At 40.0% G+C, this 16776-nt stretch carries 10 protein-coding genes and 2 pseudogenes; 7 read left to right on the forward strand and 5 right to left on the reverse strand.

Features of this window, described 5'->3' with window-relative positions; genetic code table 11:
• The 3 genes and pseudogenes from RWP09_RS09645 to RWP09_RS09655 form a co-directional block, all read right to left on the reverse strand.
• The coding region (locus RWP09_RS09645) for an accessory Sec-dependent serine-rich glycoprotein adhesin (RefSeq protein WP_314437124.1) at positions 1 to 4303 on the reverse strand (4303 nt) is incomplete at its 3' end.
• 347 nt (positions 4304 to 4650) lie between these two features.
• A pseudogene (locus RWP09_RS09650) lies at positions 4651 to 5788 on the reverse strand (IS4 family transposase); the annotation flags it as partial.
• Positions 5789 to 6193: 405 nt separating this feature from the next.
• On the reverse strand, positions 6194 to 6388 hold the full coding sequence (locus RWP09_RS09655; RefSeq protein ID WP_314437127.1) for a hypothetical protein: 195 nt from the start codon (positions 6386 to 6388) through the stop codon (positions 6194 to 6196).
• Between RWP09_RS09655 and RWP09_RS09660 the strand changes: the two are divergent.
• Positions 6349 to 7875, forward strand: a pseudogene (locus RWP09_RS09660) (IS1182 family transposase). The gene RWP09_RS09655 and the pseudogene RWP09_RS09660 overlap by 40 nt on opposite strands.
• A 110-nt stretch (positions 7876 to 7985) precedes the next feature.
• Here the strand turns inward: RWP09_RS09660 and RWP09_RS09665 are convergent.
• Positions 7986 to 9530: a peptide chain release factor 3 gene (locus tag RWP09_RS09665; RefSeq protein ID WP_314437129.1), complete on the reverse strand. Its 1545-nt coding sequence runs from the start codon at positions 9528 to 9530 to the stop codon at positions 7986 to 7988.
• Between the two features lie 224 nt (positions 9531 to 9754).
• Between RWP09_RS09665 and RWP09_RS09670 the strand changes: the two genes are divergently transcribed.
• The 6 genes from RWP09_RS09670 (at position 9755) to RWP09_RS09695 (ending at position 14432) form a co-directional block, all read left to right on the forward strand.
• A complete protein-coding gene (locus RWP09_RS09670; RefSeq protein ID WP_000471833.1) occupies positions 9755 to 10006 on the forward strand; it encodes a hypothetical protein in 252 nt (83 codons plus the stop codon).
• Positions 10007 to 10182: 176 nt separating this feature from the next.
• Complete coding sequence (locus tag RWP09_RS09675; protein WP_314437143.1) at positions 10183 to 10398, forward strand: DUF4160 domain-containing protein; 216 nt, start codon at positions 10183 to 10185, stop codon at positions 10396 to 10398.
• Positions 10399 to 10779: 381 nt separating this feature from the next.
• The gene (gatC, locus tag RWP09_RS09680) at positions 10780 to 11082 is read left to right on the forward strand and encodes an Asp-tRNA(Asn)/Glu-tRNA(Gln) amidotransferase subunit GatC (protein ID WP_000705424.1); all 303 of its coding nucleotides are present in this window, start codon (positions 10780 to 10782) and stop codon (positions 11080 to 11082) included.
• Complete coding sequence (gene gatA / locus RWP09_RS09685; RefSeq protein ID WP_314437135.1) at positions 11082 to 12548, forward strand: Asp-tRNA(Asn)/Glu-tRNA(Gln) amidotransferase subunit GatA; 1467 nt, start codon at positions 11082 to 11084, stop codon at positions 12546 to 12548. The genes gatC and gatA overlap by 1 nt, the downstream gene beginning before the upstream one ends.
• Complete coding sequence (gene gatB, locus RWP09_RS09690; protein WP_314437137.1) at positions 12548 to 13993, forward strand: Asp-tRNA(Asn)/Glu-tRNA(Gln) amidotransferase subunit GatB; 1446 nt, start codon at positions 12548 to 12550, stop codon at positions 13991 to 13993. Before gatA ends, gatB begins: the two co-directional genes overlap by 1 nt.
• Positions 13994 to 14036: 43 nt before the next feature.
• Entirely contained in the window at positions 14037 to 14432 is a 396-nt protein-coding gene (locus tag RWP09_RS09695; RefSeq protein ID WP_314437139.1) for a hypothetical protein, read from the forward strand.
• 395 nt (positions 14433 to 14827) lie between these two features.
• Here the strand turns inward: RWP09_RS09695 and RWP09_RS09700 are convergent.
• Positions 14828 to 16776, reverse strand: a 1949-nt coding sequence (locus RWP09_RS09700) for a MucBP domain-containing protein (protein WP_314437141.1), incomplete at its 5' end; no start/stop codon positions are given.

Raw genomic sequence — 16776 nt, forward strand, 5'->3', positions numbered from 1 at the left:
TTTGGCTGGCACTTGTCGATGCGGACTTAGATGCGCTCGTTGAAGCACTTTGGCTGGCACTTGTCGATGCGGACTTAGATGCGCTCGTTGAAGCACTTTGGCTGGCACTTGTCGATGCGGACTTAGATGCGCTCGTTGAAGCACTTTGGCTCGCACTGGTTGAAGCTGACTTAGATGCACTTGTCGATGCGGACTTAGACGCACTCGTTGAAGCACTTTGACTTGCACTTATTGACGCTGACTTAGACGCGCTTGTTGAAGCACTTTGGCTTGCACTTGTTGAGGCTGATACTGACGCGCTTGTGCTTGCTGATACTGATGCACGGTAATCTGAGTCAGATATATTTGGCGTTACCGTATTTACCGTTCCATCTTTATAAGTAATGGTTACCGTTCCATTCTCTGCAATAGAATAACTTCTGATACGGTTTGCAGTCTCTGGATTTGCTGTTTTCACAGCAGCCAAGATTTCATCTTTCTCACGCTGACTCAGAGCGTTTGGATGTTTAACTTGGAAGACCACTGACGGCTTCTTACCAGGGAATCTTTCATTCAATTTACCTTGAGCAACAACTACTGTCGGAGTACGTGCTTCGTTATTAGACAAGTCTACAGCTTTGGTCCCGAGATTCCATTTATTTGTATCAGCATATTGCTGATTAGGATTATAAGTCGCTGTATATTCTAAAGTGGTAGGAGCATTCGTTGGTTTATTCTTGAATCCTGGTGCACTATCATTCGAAGAAGCATCACCTGAGAATATTCTATCTTTATCAGAAATACCATCATAAAGTTTCAAATCTCTAAGTTTGCCACTATTATCTGAACCTTTTAAGACAACTTTAACCTCATCTCCAGCAAAAATCTCGTATCCACTCGTACCAGGGCGGACATTATTTTTCGGAGAAAGTTTTTGCCACTTACCATCATTCTTGACATAAATTTCAAATTCAGGATTTGGAGCTACACTTTCTTTAGTAATTGTCTTAGAAGATGTGGCAGATTGAAGAGTTACATTGCTACCATTTGGATCCCTAACAACCATTTCTTGTTTAACCGTTACATTTCCTGTAGGCAGCAAACCATTATTAGTATCAGTAGCTCGTTTCAACTCAGACGGTTCAAACGTCACATTTGTTCCAGTAGATTGTTTAGTGAAGGTTTGAGTACCAATCGTTAAAGTGACGGTTGCTCCTGGAGTTACGTTATTTACCACAATCGAACGATTTGGCAAACCACCTTTTTCAGTAACTGAATCAGTTGCAATTTCAGGCGCTTGTGGATTTACTCTTATTGTAACAGGAACATTCTGTTTAACTCTTACCCCTGTTGAATCCACAGGTAGTTCCACTTCAACATACTTAGTGAAACTTCCAACTGTAGAAAGTGACGGAGCTCCGTCAACCCACCTGTAATTCGTATTTGCAGCATTAAAATCTGGGCTTGCCGATACTTTTGTAATCGCTTCTTTAGGATTTGTAGCAGCTTGTCTATAAGCTGATTCATCTGTTTTATTTTGTGTAAAAGTATAGGAACGATTTGATTCAAACTTATAGACATCATGAGTAACGTCTACAGTCTTGCTTAATTTATTAGTGTCACCTTCTCCCATACGACCAACTGGATATGTGAGAGTCACTTGATAAGGGTGTCTTCCAGTATCAGTTGTACTAATTGGCGAACCAGAAACCACTTGACCATTTTTACTCCAAGTTTTACTTGAACCACTTGGGTAATCACTTAATCCTTGTTTAACAACATAATTATCCCAAAGTGTTCCATTGTGAGGAGTTGTTCCTTGAATATCATTCACAGGACCTTTAGGTTTAATTGTCGACAGAACTTCATAATCTACAGCAACATCTTCACTACCACCATTAGGATAGTCGATATGAGCAATTGCTGTTCTAGAACCTGTTTCAGTATTAGTAATCCCCGCTCCTTGTTTCCAAGTAATATTTGTTCCATTTGGGAATGCTTTACCGTTAGCACGTTGGATAAAATTACTTGCATTCGCTAAGTCACCAGCCTGTTCACCAATATAGGTATAGACTTTAGGGACTTTAGCAATTGGATTGTATTTTTCCAAGGTAGCATTGATAGTACTTGTAGTACCATCACGATAGGTAACTGTGATCGTACCATTTGTTGAAACTTCTATTTTAGCTCTAGTACCTGGGAAGGTTAAAACAGTTCCATTTGCGTCCGAATTTACTTGTGGGTTTATTCCTCTTTTAGCGAGATCTTGATTAGATAGTAAATCACGTTTATTGGCGTCATTATTAATAAAATTATTATAAACTTCTGCAATTTCTTGTGGTGTTAAATGCTCCAAATCCTTAACTTGAACAATATTCCCACTTTGAACATCATGGCGTTCGTTGAAACCCTTGATAGTATAGGTAAGAGTAGCCTCAGATGATCTATTTCCCCAATCAACTGCACCAACACGATAGCTATAGGTTTTTCCTACTACAGCGGACGCCTCTCCGTTACCTACAGTACCTGAAATACCCGCTCCAATATTTCGAATTTCCTCTTTTTGATTTAACCATGGGCTTCCAGTACCAGCAACGTAACCATTATATCTCGGATTGGGTCGATTTATTTCTACTCCCATCAATTGTCCACCATAAGTGACTCCAGGAATGGCATCCTGCTCGATAATTCCATATTGGCGGATACTAGCTCCATTTTTTAAAATAGGAAGATTATGAACGAAATAATCATCATTATAGACATCAAAATGAGTTCCATTATTATTCTGGATAATTGGACCTGATTTACTTACAGAAGGTGGTGTCGTAGGTTTTGATGCAGTATACCCTGTTGGAACACTTGCAGATTGAACTCTAGAAGCATTTCCTTGAGTATTTTGCCCGATAGGTGCTGAGCTGACCTGTACCTGCATATCTGCAGTTGCAGTCGGCACATTGTTATCGTATTTAACTCTGACTTCAATCCTACCACTTAAGTTTCTATTTTGTCCATGTTTGTAATTAAAGACTGTTTCCGAACCTTGAGTAAAGGTTTTCTCCATAGATTGCCCATTAAAAGAAGCACTTTGGATATGGCCACCTTGGCCGACATTTATTTTAACACCTACATTGCTCAAAGCACTATTCGCCTGAACATTCATGGTGTACGTCGCGATACCAGTAGCTTTATCAAAAGTAGCAGTTGGACTACTTACATTCATGCGACCATCGCCCTGCTGAGGAGCCCAACTTGCTCGAAGAGAAGCATCTCGCAACATTGGTTTTCCGTTACGTACATCACGCTTACCAGAATTTGCACCTAAAACAGTATTGACAATCGAATTACGTGCCAAGGTTGCCTTCTTCACAGCACTTGTCAAATCACCAGTCGGATCTGCCAAAGCTTTTTCAATCTCTATCACAGCAGCATTTACCTTAGTAATAGCAGAGTCCGCATTCGGCAAACCTACAGCTTTAGCTAGATACTCTCCCATCTCAGCTGAAAGTTGGGTTAGCTTCTTACGATTTTCATCCTGTTGTTTAGCTGAAACTTCCGCTGTTGCGATAGCACCAGCAGTAACTCCCGCTAAACTAGTTGTAGCAGAAGTTGATTGAACAGCGCTCGCACTAACCTTTCCATCAATCTCAGCAGCCTTCAGTACAGCAGAGTCAATTTTAAGATTAGTTGATTCTTTTGAAACAGAAGAAGACTGCTCAGTTGTTGCTGCAGACGTGCTCTGTTCAACTGATAAACTTGAGGTTACAGAAACACTTCCTGGTTTACTTTCCGATTGACTAATACTGCTAGAAGCACTAACAGATGCACTAGTTGAAGTACTGGCAGAAAGACTAGCTGATGTGCTTACTGAAATACTGGATGATGTGCTATTAGACACAGATTCAGAAATCGAAGTGCTCTCACTCACAGAAGTAGACAAGCTAGCAGAATTTTCCGAGTTACTTAGAGATGTCGTACCCAAAACTGCTGTATCATTTGTAACCAAAAGATCTGGATTTTCCAATGTTTTTTCCATGGCTACTGTTTCATTTGCAAATACTTTTGTTTGAGTGGCAACGCTAGCACCTAAAACTGCTCCTGTAGCAGCAAGACCCTTTATGATATCCAGACCTGTAATAGAAGGATTCACTTTATCTTCTACTACTTCAGTCATGACTTGAGTCGTATCAACACCACCTCGCATAACCTTGAACAAACCAAAAAGAGAGGTTGAAGCTCGCAACCAATGTTTACCTGATTTAATTAACTTATAACGTGTCACACGGTCCGTCTCTCTATAACGACCATTCTGACGTCTGAAAAACATATCTTATTCTCTCATTTCTAGGCAAAAGCCTACACTCCCACCAAGTTTAATTATTCTATTTTAGAATACTTTAAATTAAAACGAAAGTCAATAGGTTATTTTTATGATTATCTTGTCGAAATTTAAAAATATTTACAAAAAACGATATATATATATATATATTATCCGTTTTATACATAATATCTTGTTTTCAATAAAAAAAATTCATTCTAGAAACCTAATGTCATTAAGTTAGTAATCTAACTACTTAAATAAGGAGATAGGATTGAGATCATCAAAGTGATTCTCTATCCTATCTCCTATTTTTTGCATGACAAATAAAGGTTTTTCACCCTATTTTTTAAGATTTATGTCACTCTATAGATGAAATCAACTACCGATTGAGCCTTTATCTTTCTTGGATATTTTCGATTCGGTCGAATAATAGATAACTGTTTCTTGAGGTAGTTTTTCAACTGGAGAGAAGAAAGGGAACCGTTAAAAAACAAACGGCAGGCATAAGCTGCATCTGAGAAACACACTTTATATCTTTGTTTTTTGTGACTACTGTCGATGGCAACTTTCGAGGTTACCCAACGACAAAAGTTAAAATTTGTAAAGCGAGCAAAGAACTCTTGGAGAATCCCTTCCTTCTTTTTTGCATGAAAATTGACCAAGCCCACACTGTATTTCAGGTCACGAAAACTAGTCTCTATGCCCCATCTACTGGCGTAGAGATTTTTTAATTCTTGGACTGAATAGTCTGTATTGGTCACTAAAGTTTCGTATTTTCCTTCTTCCACTTCTAAACGCACCATACGAAACGGAAGCTCATAGAGTGCTACAGTATCCTGTTTTTGACTTGCTTCTGGAAGAAAATCAAAAGTAGAATGATGTGGAATAAAATGATAGTCATTGGGGAAATCACGATAACGTTTTTTAAACTGCTTGGTTTGCTTTCGTGATAATGTTAGAGAAAATGTTTGATCAAAACACTCTGTATTTGGCAAGTTAAAGGAGGAATACATGGATTGTTTCCCATCTCGAATGCGGATAATATAAAGCCATCCTTTTTCCTGAAAATGAGCCATGAGATGGTAACTTTCATAACCTCTATCCATGATAACAAGAGCTTTCTCGAAAGAGAGAAGCCTTCATCATCTGAATCAGAGCTAAGCGCTCATCTTGCACATGTTTGTCTTGAATAGAAATATCTCGATACACTCCAGTCGTCAAGTCGTATAGGGCGTTTATGTGTATGAGATTATAGGATTTAACATCCGTTTGGGTTTGGACAGAGGTTTCTGTATCCATAGGATTTCGAGGAATACAGATATCACTCCCACCAGCAGCGAATATTGGAAAATCAGTATTAAGTGAAATAGGTGCTGTAAATTCTTTAAATAGGGCATAGAAAGCTTCAGATTTTATTTGATAGCGGCGTCTTTGAACAAAGGCTGAATTTGAAACTGTCAGTCTGGCATCTAGTAATTCTTTTGACAATGATTTTTTTACGCTTTTTTACTGTCTTTTTTCAAATAAAAGCCATCAAATTGATGACTATTTCAGTAGACTCAATTTCAACTATGGAGTTTTCTTAGTGAAACGTTCAGGTAAGCCGATTGTTACACTACGACACGGAGTTTGGCAAATCGATTCCATTTGCCAAGCGTAGTTAGTAAGGCAGTTAGCTAGGCAACCTACTTTCTGCTACGACGGAAAAATCCACGAATCGATAATATTCGTGGATTTTCCCTAGTGAAGCGTTTAGGTAAGCCGCCATAGAGGTTACCTATTATTAGATTACGACACTGAGTTTTACAAATCGACTCCATTCGTAAAACTCAGTTAGTAAGGCAGTTAGCTAGACCGCTCACTACCAGTTACGACGGAAAGTTTTACGAATCGATATTATTCGTAAAACTTTCCTAGTGGAGCGCCTAGAGTCTGGGACAATAGTCTCTTATCTCCAAAAAAAGCAACGGCAAATCCGTTGCTTTTTTGCATGGTTGCGATAGTCTTGGTAAAATAGAATTGCCCAATAAACCATTTAGAAAGGCTACCCCATGCATATTCACTATAACACAAATCAAACAACTTTACCACTAGAAATCAGTTCCTTCTTGCCACAAGATCATCTTGTCTTTACTATTGAAAAAGTGGTGAATACCTTGGAAGATAGCCCCTTCCACGCCTTCTATCATGCCTTTGGTCGCCCGTCTTATCACCCTAAAATGCTTGTATCTGCTCTTCTATTTGCCTATTCACAAGGGATTTTCTCTGGTCGAAAAATTGAAAAAATGATGATTGAAAATCTCGCGATGCAATACCTAACAGGACAGTTGGTTGTCAGCTACCGCACTATCAATCGGTTTCGTGTAGCTGAAGGGATGGAAGAACTCATTCGAAATCTTTTCATCGACCTCAATCTTCGTTTAAAAATGGAAGAGTTAGTGACTTTAGATTGTCTGTTTATTGACGGAACTAAGATTGAAGCTAATGCCAACAAGTATAGTTTCGTGTGGAAGAAAGCAACGGACAAGTTTTCTGCCAAACTTTAAGAACAGATACAAGTCTATTTTCAAGAAGAAATCACACCCCTTATCCATCAAGCTATTAAACTGGATGAAAAAGAACCAATTTCTTCAGAGCAGTTGCTTGAATTCGCTCAAGTCCTTGAAGAAGAATTGGAAAAACTGAACCAGGACATTGAGGAGACACCCGTTAAAGGAAAGGATGAACGTAAAACCCAGCGTCGTAAACTCAAGAAAGTCTTGCGTAAAGTCAAGGAGGATTTTTCAGTACGTGCTGAAAAATATGAGAGCTATCAGGAGACATTTGAAGGGCGTAACAGTTTTTCCAAAACCGATCCAGATGCCACTTTTATGCGGATGAAAGAAGACCATATGAAAAATGGCCAACTCAAGGCTGCATATAATCTTCAAATCGCTACGGAAAATCAATTTGTTCTTCACTATGATATCTTCTCAAATCCGACAGACACCAAGACTCTTCTGCCATTCCTTGAAACCTATCCACATGACGTACAGACAGTTGTCGCAGATGCTGGATATGGAAGTGAAGAGAACCTCCTTCGTTTAGATGAAAATAAGGTAAACCATCTGATTAAATATGCCATGTTTGATAAGGAACAGAAGAGAGGGTATAAACAGTCAGCTAGAAACTTAGCGAATTGGCACTATGATGATAAGGAGGATAGCTACACACATCCTGATGGCTGGTGCTATCGTTTTCACCATATCAAACATCAGAAAACACAGACGGACTTTCAACAGGAAATCAAGGTTTACTACGCAGATGAACCTGAATCAGCTCCTCAAAAGGGACTCTATATTAATGAACGCTATCAGCACTTAAAAACGAAAGAATGTCAGGCGCTTTTATCTCCCCAAGGTAGACAGATTTTCGCTCAACGCAAGATTGATGTGGAACCTGTCTTTGGGCAGATAAAGGCTTGTTTGGGGTACAAGTGATGTAATCTGAGAGGCAAGCGTCAAGTGAGAATTGACATGGGATTGGTACTTATGGCCAATAACCTCCTAAAATACAATAAGAGAACGAATCAAAATTAAAAGCTAGAGTTCCGCAATTGGAAATCTCTAGCTTTTTTGTGGCTGAGAACTATTTTGTCCCAGACTCGTTAGTTACTTAGATTGTTACACAATCAAGTAACTTTGGCGATCTACATCTTCTCTTCCAACTCTACATCTGGATACTTATCTGCAAACCAGCGGAGGGCAAAGTCATTTTCAAAGAGGAAGACTGGTTGGTCAAAACGGTCTTTGGCCAAGATATTGCGACTTGATGACATCCGTTCATCCAAGTCCTCAGGCTTGATCCAACGAACCGTCTTTTTACCCATTGGGCTCATAACCACTTCCGCATTGTACTCACCTTCCATGCGGTGCTTGAAGACTTCAAACTGGAGTTGACCTACAGCGCCTAGCATGTACTCGCCTGTTTGGTAATTCTTATAGAGCTGAACAGCACCTTCTTGCACCAATTGCTCAATCCCCTTGTGGAAGGATTTCTGCTTCATGACATTCTTAGCAGAAACTTTCATGAAAATTTCAGGAGTAAAGGTTGGCAGTGGTTCAAATTCAAATTTGTTTTTCCCAACTGTCAAGGTATCCCCAACCTGATATGTACCTGTATCGTAAACACCGATGATATCACCCGCCACGGCATTGGTCACATTCTCACGACTTTCCGCCATAAACTGAGTAACATTAGACAGTTTGGCACCCTTACCAGTACGAGGCAAATTGACACTCATACCACGCTCAAATTCACCCGATACGATACGGACAAAGGCAATACGGTCACGGTGACGAGGGTCCATGTTGGCTTGGATTTTAAAGACAAATCCTGAGAAATCCTTATCATGAGGATCCACAATTTCTCCGTCTGTTTTCTTGTGACCATGTGGTTCTGGAGCAAACTTAAGGAAAGTTTCAAGGAAGGTCTGCACACCAAAGTTTGTCAAAGCTGAACCGAAGAAGACAGGTGTCAACTCTCCAGCCAGAATAGCTTCCTCTGAAAACTCATTTCCAGCTTCATTTAAAAGTTCAATATCATCCTTAACTTGCTCGTAGAAAGGATTGCTACCGAAAAGCTGGTCCCCATCTTCTAGACTAGCAAAACGCTCATCCCCTTTATAGAGCTCCAAGCGTTGGTTATAGAGGTCATACAAGCCTTCAAAGGCTTTCCCCATCCCGATTGGCCAGTTCATCGGATAGCTCGCAATTCCCAAGACTTCTTCCAATTCTTGCAAGAGGTCTAGTGGCTCACGACCATCACGGTCCAGCTTGTTCATAAAAGTAAAGACTGGAATGCCACGATGTTTGACAACCTCAAACAATTTCTTGGTTTGAGCCTCAATACCCTTGGCAGAGTCCACGACCATGACAGCAGCATCCACCGCCATCAAGGTACGATAGGTATCTTCTGAGAAATCCTCGTGTCCTGGGGTGTCGAGGATGTTGACACGCTTACCATCGTAGTCAAACTGCATCACAGATGAAGTAACCGAAATCCCACGTTGCTTCTCGATATCCATCCAGTCAGACTTGGCAAAAGTCCCTGTTTTCTTTCCTTTTACAGTACCAGCCTCACGAATCTCGCCCCCAAAGTAGAGCAACTGCTCAGTAATGGTAGTTTTCCCCGCGTCCGGGTGAGAGATAATGGCAAAAGTACGACGTTTCTTAATTTCTTCTTGAATATTCATAAGTTCTCTTTCTTTAGATTCTCTATTTTTCTTGGTTCAATAGCTAAGAATGATTTCTACATTGGATTTTACCATTCCTTTCAACACTCCATTATATCGGATTTTTGCATTTTTTTCAATTTCTATTTCTTTTCACTTCTCCCTCCCTTATTTATAGGAAAATATGTCGAAAACCGTGACAATTCTAGCAAAAATGATATAATAAAAGAAAAAGAGAAGCAATCATGTTCAAGGAATTTGGTGTAACCAATTTAGAAGTAACAAAAGATGATATTTACAAGAATCCAAGCAACCCTATTTTACGCATGTATGATGACGATGAATTAATTGGAACCTTTAGTATTCTAACTGGAGAAGTATTGGAAAATTTGGACTTGGCAGACTATGACATTCGTTTTGCTCAAAAGCAAATTGAGTTAAATCGCGATAACTACCTTGAAACATGGAAGGACTACGTTGGACTACTACATGCCTAAATATTCTTTCTTAATACTCTTCAAAAATCTCTTCAAACCACGTCAGCGTCGGCTTGTCGTAGATATATGTAACTGACTTCGTCAGTCTTATCTACCACCTCAAAGCAGTGCTTTGAGCAGCCTGCGCCTAGCTTTCTAGTTTACTCTTTGATTTTTATTGAGTATAAAAGTATGGTATTGAAATTCATCCTAACGAACATAACCATAAAAGTCAAAAAGCGCATATTCACTTTTATATCCACGGAGAAGAAGTGGGTTCAATGTTTCTGAACGGTGAACTGAGAGATGGTAAAGCAAAAGCAAAAGACCTAAAAATGATAAGGCAATATGTCTTAGAACATGCAGATGAACTTCAGTCTTTATGGAATGAATACCAAAAGAGTGCATATTAAAATCAAAAAATCTTAGTTTGCTAATCAACAACAAACAAAAACTATCTAGCAATTTTAATGCCTACTATTCAACTATTGCCCCACTTAGGTACTAACCATCCTACTCCTCTTGCAATTTTTAAAGTAAATGTTGCAATGAATATAGAAAAAGGTGTTGGGTCAACAACACCCTACAGAGCCGTTTAAGACGGTGGCTGTAATTATATAACTAAAAAAATAGCTCGTTAACTCGCCAAAGTTAGGACGGCTATTTTTTGTATCTTTCAAAAAAACCAATCTCTATCCTCCACTTGTCTTTTTTCACCTTTCCCTCCCTTATTTATAGGAAAATATGGTAAAATAGAACAGACTAAAAATCATCATTTCACGAAAGGATGCAAGATGAAAATTACGCAAGAAGAGGTAACACACGTTGCCAATCTTTCAAAATTAAGATTCTCTGAAGAAGAAACTGCTGCCTTTGCGACTACCTTGTCTAAGATTGTTGACATGGTTGAATTGCTGGGCGAAGTTGACACAACTGGTGTCGCACCTACCACGACCATGGCTGACCGCAAGACCGTACTCCGCCCTGATGTGGCCGAAGAAGGGACAAACCGTGATCGCTTGTTTAAAAACGTACCTGAAAAAGACAACTACTATATCAAGGTACCAGCTATCCTAGACGATGGAGGAGATGCCTAATGACTTTCAACAATAAAACCATTGAAGACTTGCACAATCTCCTTGTCTCTAAGGAAATTTCTGCAACAGAATTGACCCAAGCAACGCTTGAAGATATCAAATCTCGCGAGACAGCTATCAACGCTTTTGTTACCATCGCTGAGGAGCAAGCTCTTGCTCAAGCTAAAGCTATTGATGAAGCTGGAATTGACGCTGATAATGTTCTTTCAGGAATTCCACTTGCAGTTAAAGACAATATCTCTACTGATGGTATTCTCACAACTGCTGCTTCAAAAATACTCTACAACTATGAGCCTATCTTTGATGCGACAGCCGTTGCCAATGCAAAAGCGAAAGGCATGATTGTCGTCGGGAAAACTAACATGGACGAGTTTGCCATGGGTGGTTCAGGTGAAACTTCACACTATGGTGCGACTAAAAACGCTTGGGATCAAAACAAGGTTCCTGGTGGTTCATCAAGTGGTTCTGCCGCAGCTGTAGCCTCAGGACAAGTTCGCTTGTCACTTGGTTCTGATACTGGTGGTTCTATCCGCCAACCAGCTGCCTTCAACGGGATCGTTGGTCTCAAACCAACCTACGGAACAGTTTCACGTTTCGGTCTCATTGCCTTTGGTAGCTCATTAGACCAAATCGGACCTTTTGCTCCTACTGTTAAGGAAAATGCCCTCTTGCTCAATGTTATTGCCAGCGAAGATGCCAAAGACTCTACTTCTGCTCCTGTCCGCATCGCCGACTTTACATCAAAAATCGGCCAAGACATCAAGGGTATGAAAATCGCTTTGCCTAAGGAATACCTCGGTGAAGGAATTGACCCAGAGGTTAAAGAAGCTATCCTGAACGCAGCCAAACACTTTGAAAAACTCGGTGCTATCGTTGAAGAAGTCAGCCTGCCTCACTCTAAATACGGGGTTGCCGTTTACTACATCATCGCTTCATCTGAAGCTTCTTCAAACTTGCAACGCTTCGATGGTATCCGTTATGGCTACCGCGCAGAAGATGCGACTAATCTTGACGAAATCTATGTAAACAGCCGTAGCCAAGGTTTCGGTGAAGAGGTGAAACGTCGTATCATGCTAGGTACTTTCAGCCTTTCATCAGGTTACTACGACGCCTACTACAAGAAGGCTGGACAGGTTCGTACCCTTATCATTCAAGATTTCGAAAAAGTCTTCGCGGATTATGACTTGATTTTGGGTCCAACTGCTCCAAGTGTTGCTTATGACTTGGACTCACTCAACCATGACCCAGTTGCTATGTACTTAGCTGATCTTTTGACAATACCAGTCAACTTAGCAGGTCTTCCAGGGATTTCGATTCCTGCTGGATTTTCTCAAGGACTACCTGTCGGTCTGCAATTGATTGGTCCTAAGTATTCTGAAGAAACCATTTACCAAGCTGCTGCTGCTTTTGAAGCAACAACAGACTACCACAAACAACAACCCGTGATTTTTGGAGGTGACAACTAATGAACTTTGAAACAGTCATTGGACTTGAAGTCCACGTAGAGCTCAACACCAATTCAAAAATCTTCTCACCTACTTCTGCCCACTTTGGAAATGACCAAAATGCCAACACCAACGTGATTGACTGGTCTTTCCCAGGCGTACTGCCAGTTCTCAATAAGGGTGTAGTAGACGCTGGTATCAAGGCTGCTCTTGCCCTCAACATGGACATCCATAAAAAGATGCACTTTGACCGCAAGAACTACTTCTACCCTGATAATCCCAAAGCCTACCAAATTTCTCAGTTTGATGAGCCAATCGGCTACAACGGCTGGATTGAAGTCGAGCTAGAAGACGGTACAACTAAGAAAATCGGTATCGAACGTGCCCACCTAGAAGAAGACGCTGGTAAAAACACCCACGGTACAGATGGCTACTCTTATGTTGACCTCAACCGCCAAGGGGTGCCCTTGATTGAGATTGTATCTGAAGCAGATATGCGTTCCCCAGAGGAAGCCTATGCTTATCTAACAGCCCTCAAGGAAGTCATCCAGTACGCTGGCATTTCTGACGTTAAGATGGAAGAAGGTTCTATGCGTGTAGATGCCAATATTTCTCTTCGTCCTTATGGTCAAGAAAAATTCGGTACCAAGACTGAGTTGAAGAACCTCAACTCCTTCTCAAACGTTCGCAAAGGTCTTGAATACGAAGTCCAACGTCAGGCTGAAATCCTTCGCTCAGGTGGTCAAATCCGCCAAGAAACACGCCGTTACGATGAAGCCAACAAGGCAACCATCCTCATGCGTGTCAAGGAAGGCGCTGCTGACTACCGCTACTTCCCAGAACCAGACCTACCTCTCTTTGAAATTTCAGACGAGTGGATTGAGGAAATGCGTACAGAGTTGCCAGAGTTTCCAAAAGAACGCCGTGCGCGTTATATATCTGACCTTGGCTTGTCAGACTACGATGCTAGCCAGTTAACGGCAAACAAAGTCACTTCTGACTTCTTTGAAAAAGCTGTCGCCCTCGGTGGCGATGCTAAACAAGTCTCTAACTGGCTCCAAGGAGAAGTCGCTCAGTTCTTGAATGCTGAAGGCAAGACACTTGAACAAATCGAACTAACGCCAGAAAACTTGGTTGAAATGATTGCCATCATCGAAGACGGCACTATCTCTTCTAAGATTGCCAAGAAAGTCTTTGTCCACCTGGCTAAAAATGGTGGTGGAGCGCGTGAGTACGTGGAGAAAGCAGGTATGGTCCAAATCTCAGATCCAGCTGTCTTGATTCCAATTATCCACCAAGTCTTTGCGGATAACGAAGCCGCAGTTGCCGACTTCAAGTCAGGCAAACGCAACGCAGATAAGGCCTTTACAGGCTTCCTGATGAAAGCAACCAAAGGCCAAGCCAACCCACAAGTGGCCCTTAAACTCCTTGCCCAGGAATTAGCGAAGTTGAAAGAAGATGAATAACAGACTTTTTATATACCTTTTTCTATTTTAGAAAGAAGAAAAAATGAACAAATTTTTACGATTGCTATTTGTTTTAGTCATCATCGCTATGCTAGGCGCTTCTATACTACAAATTTTCTTTCCATCATACATGGGAAGTCACTCCGGGTACGGAATCTCTACTGGTTGGCAACGAGAAATTGGAATATGGAACCTAGCTGTATTGATTCTTATTCTCGGTGTCAATATTAAGTACGATTGGTTCTATCTACGAATCGTGCTTCTCGCTCTCATCTTCGGTGGGATTGGAATAGGAACAAATCACTTAGTCAATTTTATGGAGTATCATTCTCCTGTAAATGCTATCGGTGCTTTCGAAAATTACTTGCTAGCGACGGGGTGGATTGTAGGATGGCTCATTGAACACCATTCCATAAAGAAGATAACTGCTATTAAATAACGACAAGTATATCTTAGATGATTTTTAAAGGTTATAATATAGTTTAATAATCATTCAAATTAAGAGATCTATCTTTTCAATAGCCTCAATGCCAATCAAGAACTCTTTAACAAACGTGCTAAACAAGAGGCCAAGCCAACTCACAAATCGCCCTTAAACTCCTTGCCTAAGAATTGGCGAAGTTGAAAGAAGAGTAAAAAAATAATCTCCAGATTAGGAACTATCAGTGAGTTCTCTAGTCTGGAGATTTTTCAATATACCTCGTTATTGGGGTTTGCCTTGTCTACATATCCTATCTCAAAAAGCCCTTCCCCTAAGAATAGAGGAAAGGCTTTTCTTGATTATCATAAACTTCAGAATGATAGATAAGCTACTTATTGCGCTTTATACCATTCTTACTCTTTATCATCTTTACGACGTCTTGAAACTAATCCTAAGCCAGTTATTGCTGCTAGAGCTCCAAGAAGGAGAGATGAAGTTGATGATTGAGTACCTGTATTCGGAAGTTCCCGTTTACCATCTACAAATGTTGATTCATTTGAATTCACTATTTGAGTTGATTTATCTGATGTTGTTGTTACATCTGAATGAGCTGGGATATCTGATTGTCCAGGAACATCTGAATGAGAAGGGGTTTCATCATGAATTGGAGTAATCACTTTCTTAAAGATATGAGTTGTTACATTTCCAACTAAAATAGTCTTGACATATTCATAGCCAGTAAATGTTCCCTTATCTTTTGTACCATCTTCTTGAGGTTTTAGAACATTACCTTCAGTATCTTTCCAAACTGTTGATTTACTTTCTTCATTACTTGGAGTTGAAGGTGTTGGTGAATATGGTGTTGAAGAAGACTTCTTAGTATATACATGGATTGTATTTCCATCTTTATCTTTCTTCGTTTCTTTGAATGTGTACTCTGGAATGTCTTTCTTATCCTTTGTTCCTTTATCGGATGGATTGATTTCTTTACCTGTTTCATCTACATATGTTGTAACAACCTTACGGTAGACGTACTCAACAGTTGTAACACCTTCTTTTAATTCACCTGACTCAGGATCAGATGTTTCAGATTTCTTAACAAATTCATATACATCACCATTTTCAGTAATGATTGTTGCCGGTTTATGATCTGTTGTGTCATATAGTGTTTTCACTAGTGACTCTGGAGTATCAACTACTGATTTATCAACTTTAATACCATTTTCAGTTGTTCCTGACAATGGATGACCATCTTTATCAATATAAGTAACAATTACTTTACCATATTTTTGTTTTGTTTCTGGTTCTTTCACTTCTTCGTAAACATAGGTTACATTTTGTGGGGTTTCTGTTACTTTTCCACTTTCTGTTCCTTCTGTACGTGCTGGTACTAGGTTGTATACTTTGCCACTTGGCGTTGTAATCTTACTTGGTTTCAACGCTTCTGTTGCTGTATTGAAGTCTTTACCTGTTGGTGCATCTTTTTCTGCGTCCTTAGGTGTTTCGTAGCCTTCAATTGTATTACCTTCAGTATCTTTGTAAGTTACTGTTACATTACCTTTAGCTAATTCATATACATAGGTTACATTTTGTGGGGTTTCTGTTACTTTTCCACTTTCTGTTCCTTCTGTACGTGCTGGTACTAGGTTGTATACTTTGCCACTTGGCGTTGTAATCTTAGCTGGTTTCAACGCTTCTGTTGCTGTGTTGAAGTCTTTTCCTGTTGGTGCAGCTTTTTCTGCGTCCTTAGGTGTTTCGTAGCCTTCGATCTTGTTACCTTCAGTATCTTTATAAGTTACTGTGACATCACCTTTAGCTAGTTTGTATACATAAGTCACATTTTGTGGTGTTTCTGTGACTTTGCCAGTTTCGTTTCCTTCTGTACTTTCAGGTACTAGGTTGTATACTTTGCCACTTGGCGTTGTAATCTTAGCTGGTTTCAACGCTTCTGTTGCAGTAGTGTACTCTTTCCCTGTTGGTGATTGTGATTCCACAGTTTTAGGTGTTTCATAACCTGGAATCTTATTACCTTCAGTATCTTTATAAGTTACTGTTACATCACCTTTAGCTAATTCATATACATAGGTTACGTTTTGTGGTGTTTCTGTTACTTTTCCACTTTCTGTTCCTTCTGTACGTGCTGGTACTAGGTTGTATACTTTGCCACTTGGCGTTGTAATCTTAGCTGGTTTCAACGCTTCTGTTGCAGTAGTGTACTCTTTCCCTGTTGGTGATTGTGATTCCACAGTTTTAGGTGTTTCATAACCTGGAATCTTATTACCTTCAGTATCTTTATAAGTTACTGTTACATCACCTTTAGCTAGTTTGTATACATAAGTCACATTTTGTGGTGTTTCTGTGA

Origin of the sequence: uncultured Streptococcus sp., assembly GCF_963521255.1 — a bacterium.
GTDB lineage: Bacteria > Bacillota > Bacilli > Lactobacillales > Streptococcaceae > Streptococcus.

Bases quoted from the DNA above. Each gene is read 5' to 3' on its own strand.
- RWP09_RS09665 (WP_314437129.1), bottom strand. From the start codon at position 9,530: ATGAATATTCAAGAAGAAATTAAGAAACGTCGTACTTTTGCCATTATC.
- RWP09_RS09670 (WP_000471833.1), top strand. From the start codon at position 9,755: ATGTTCAAGGAATTTGGTGTAACCAATTTAGAAGTAACAAAAGATGAT.
- gatC (WP_000705424.1), top strand. From the start codon at position 10,780: ATGAAAATTACGCAAGAAGAGGTAACACACGTTGCCAATCTTTCAAAA.
- gatA (WP_314437135.1), top strand. From the start codon at position 11,082: ATGACTTTCAACAATAAAACCATTGAAGACTTGCACAATCTCCTTGTC.
- gatB (WP_314437137.1), top strand. From the start codon at position 12,548: ATGAACTTTGAAACAGTCATTGGACTTGAAGTCCACGTAGAGCTCAAC.
- RWP09_RS09695 (WP_314437139.1), top strand. From the start codon at position 14,037: ATGAACAAATTTTTACGATTGCTATTTGTTTTAGTCATCATCGCTATG.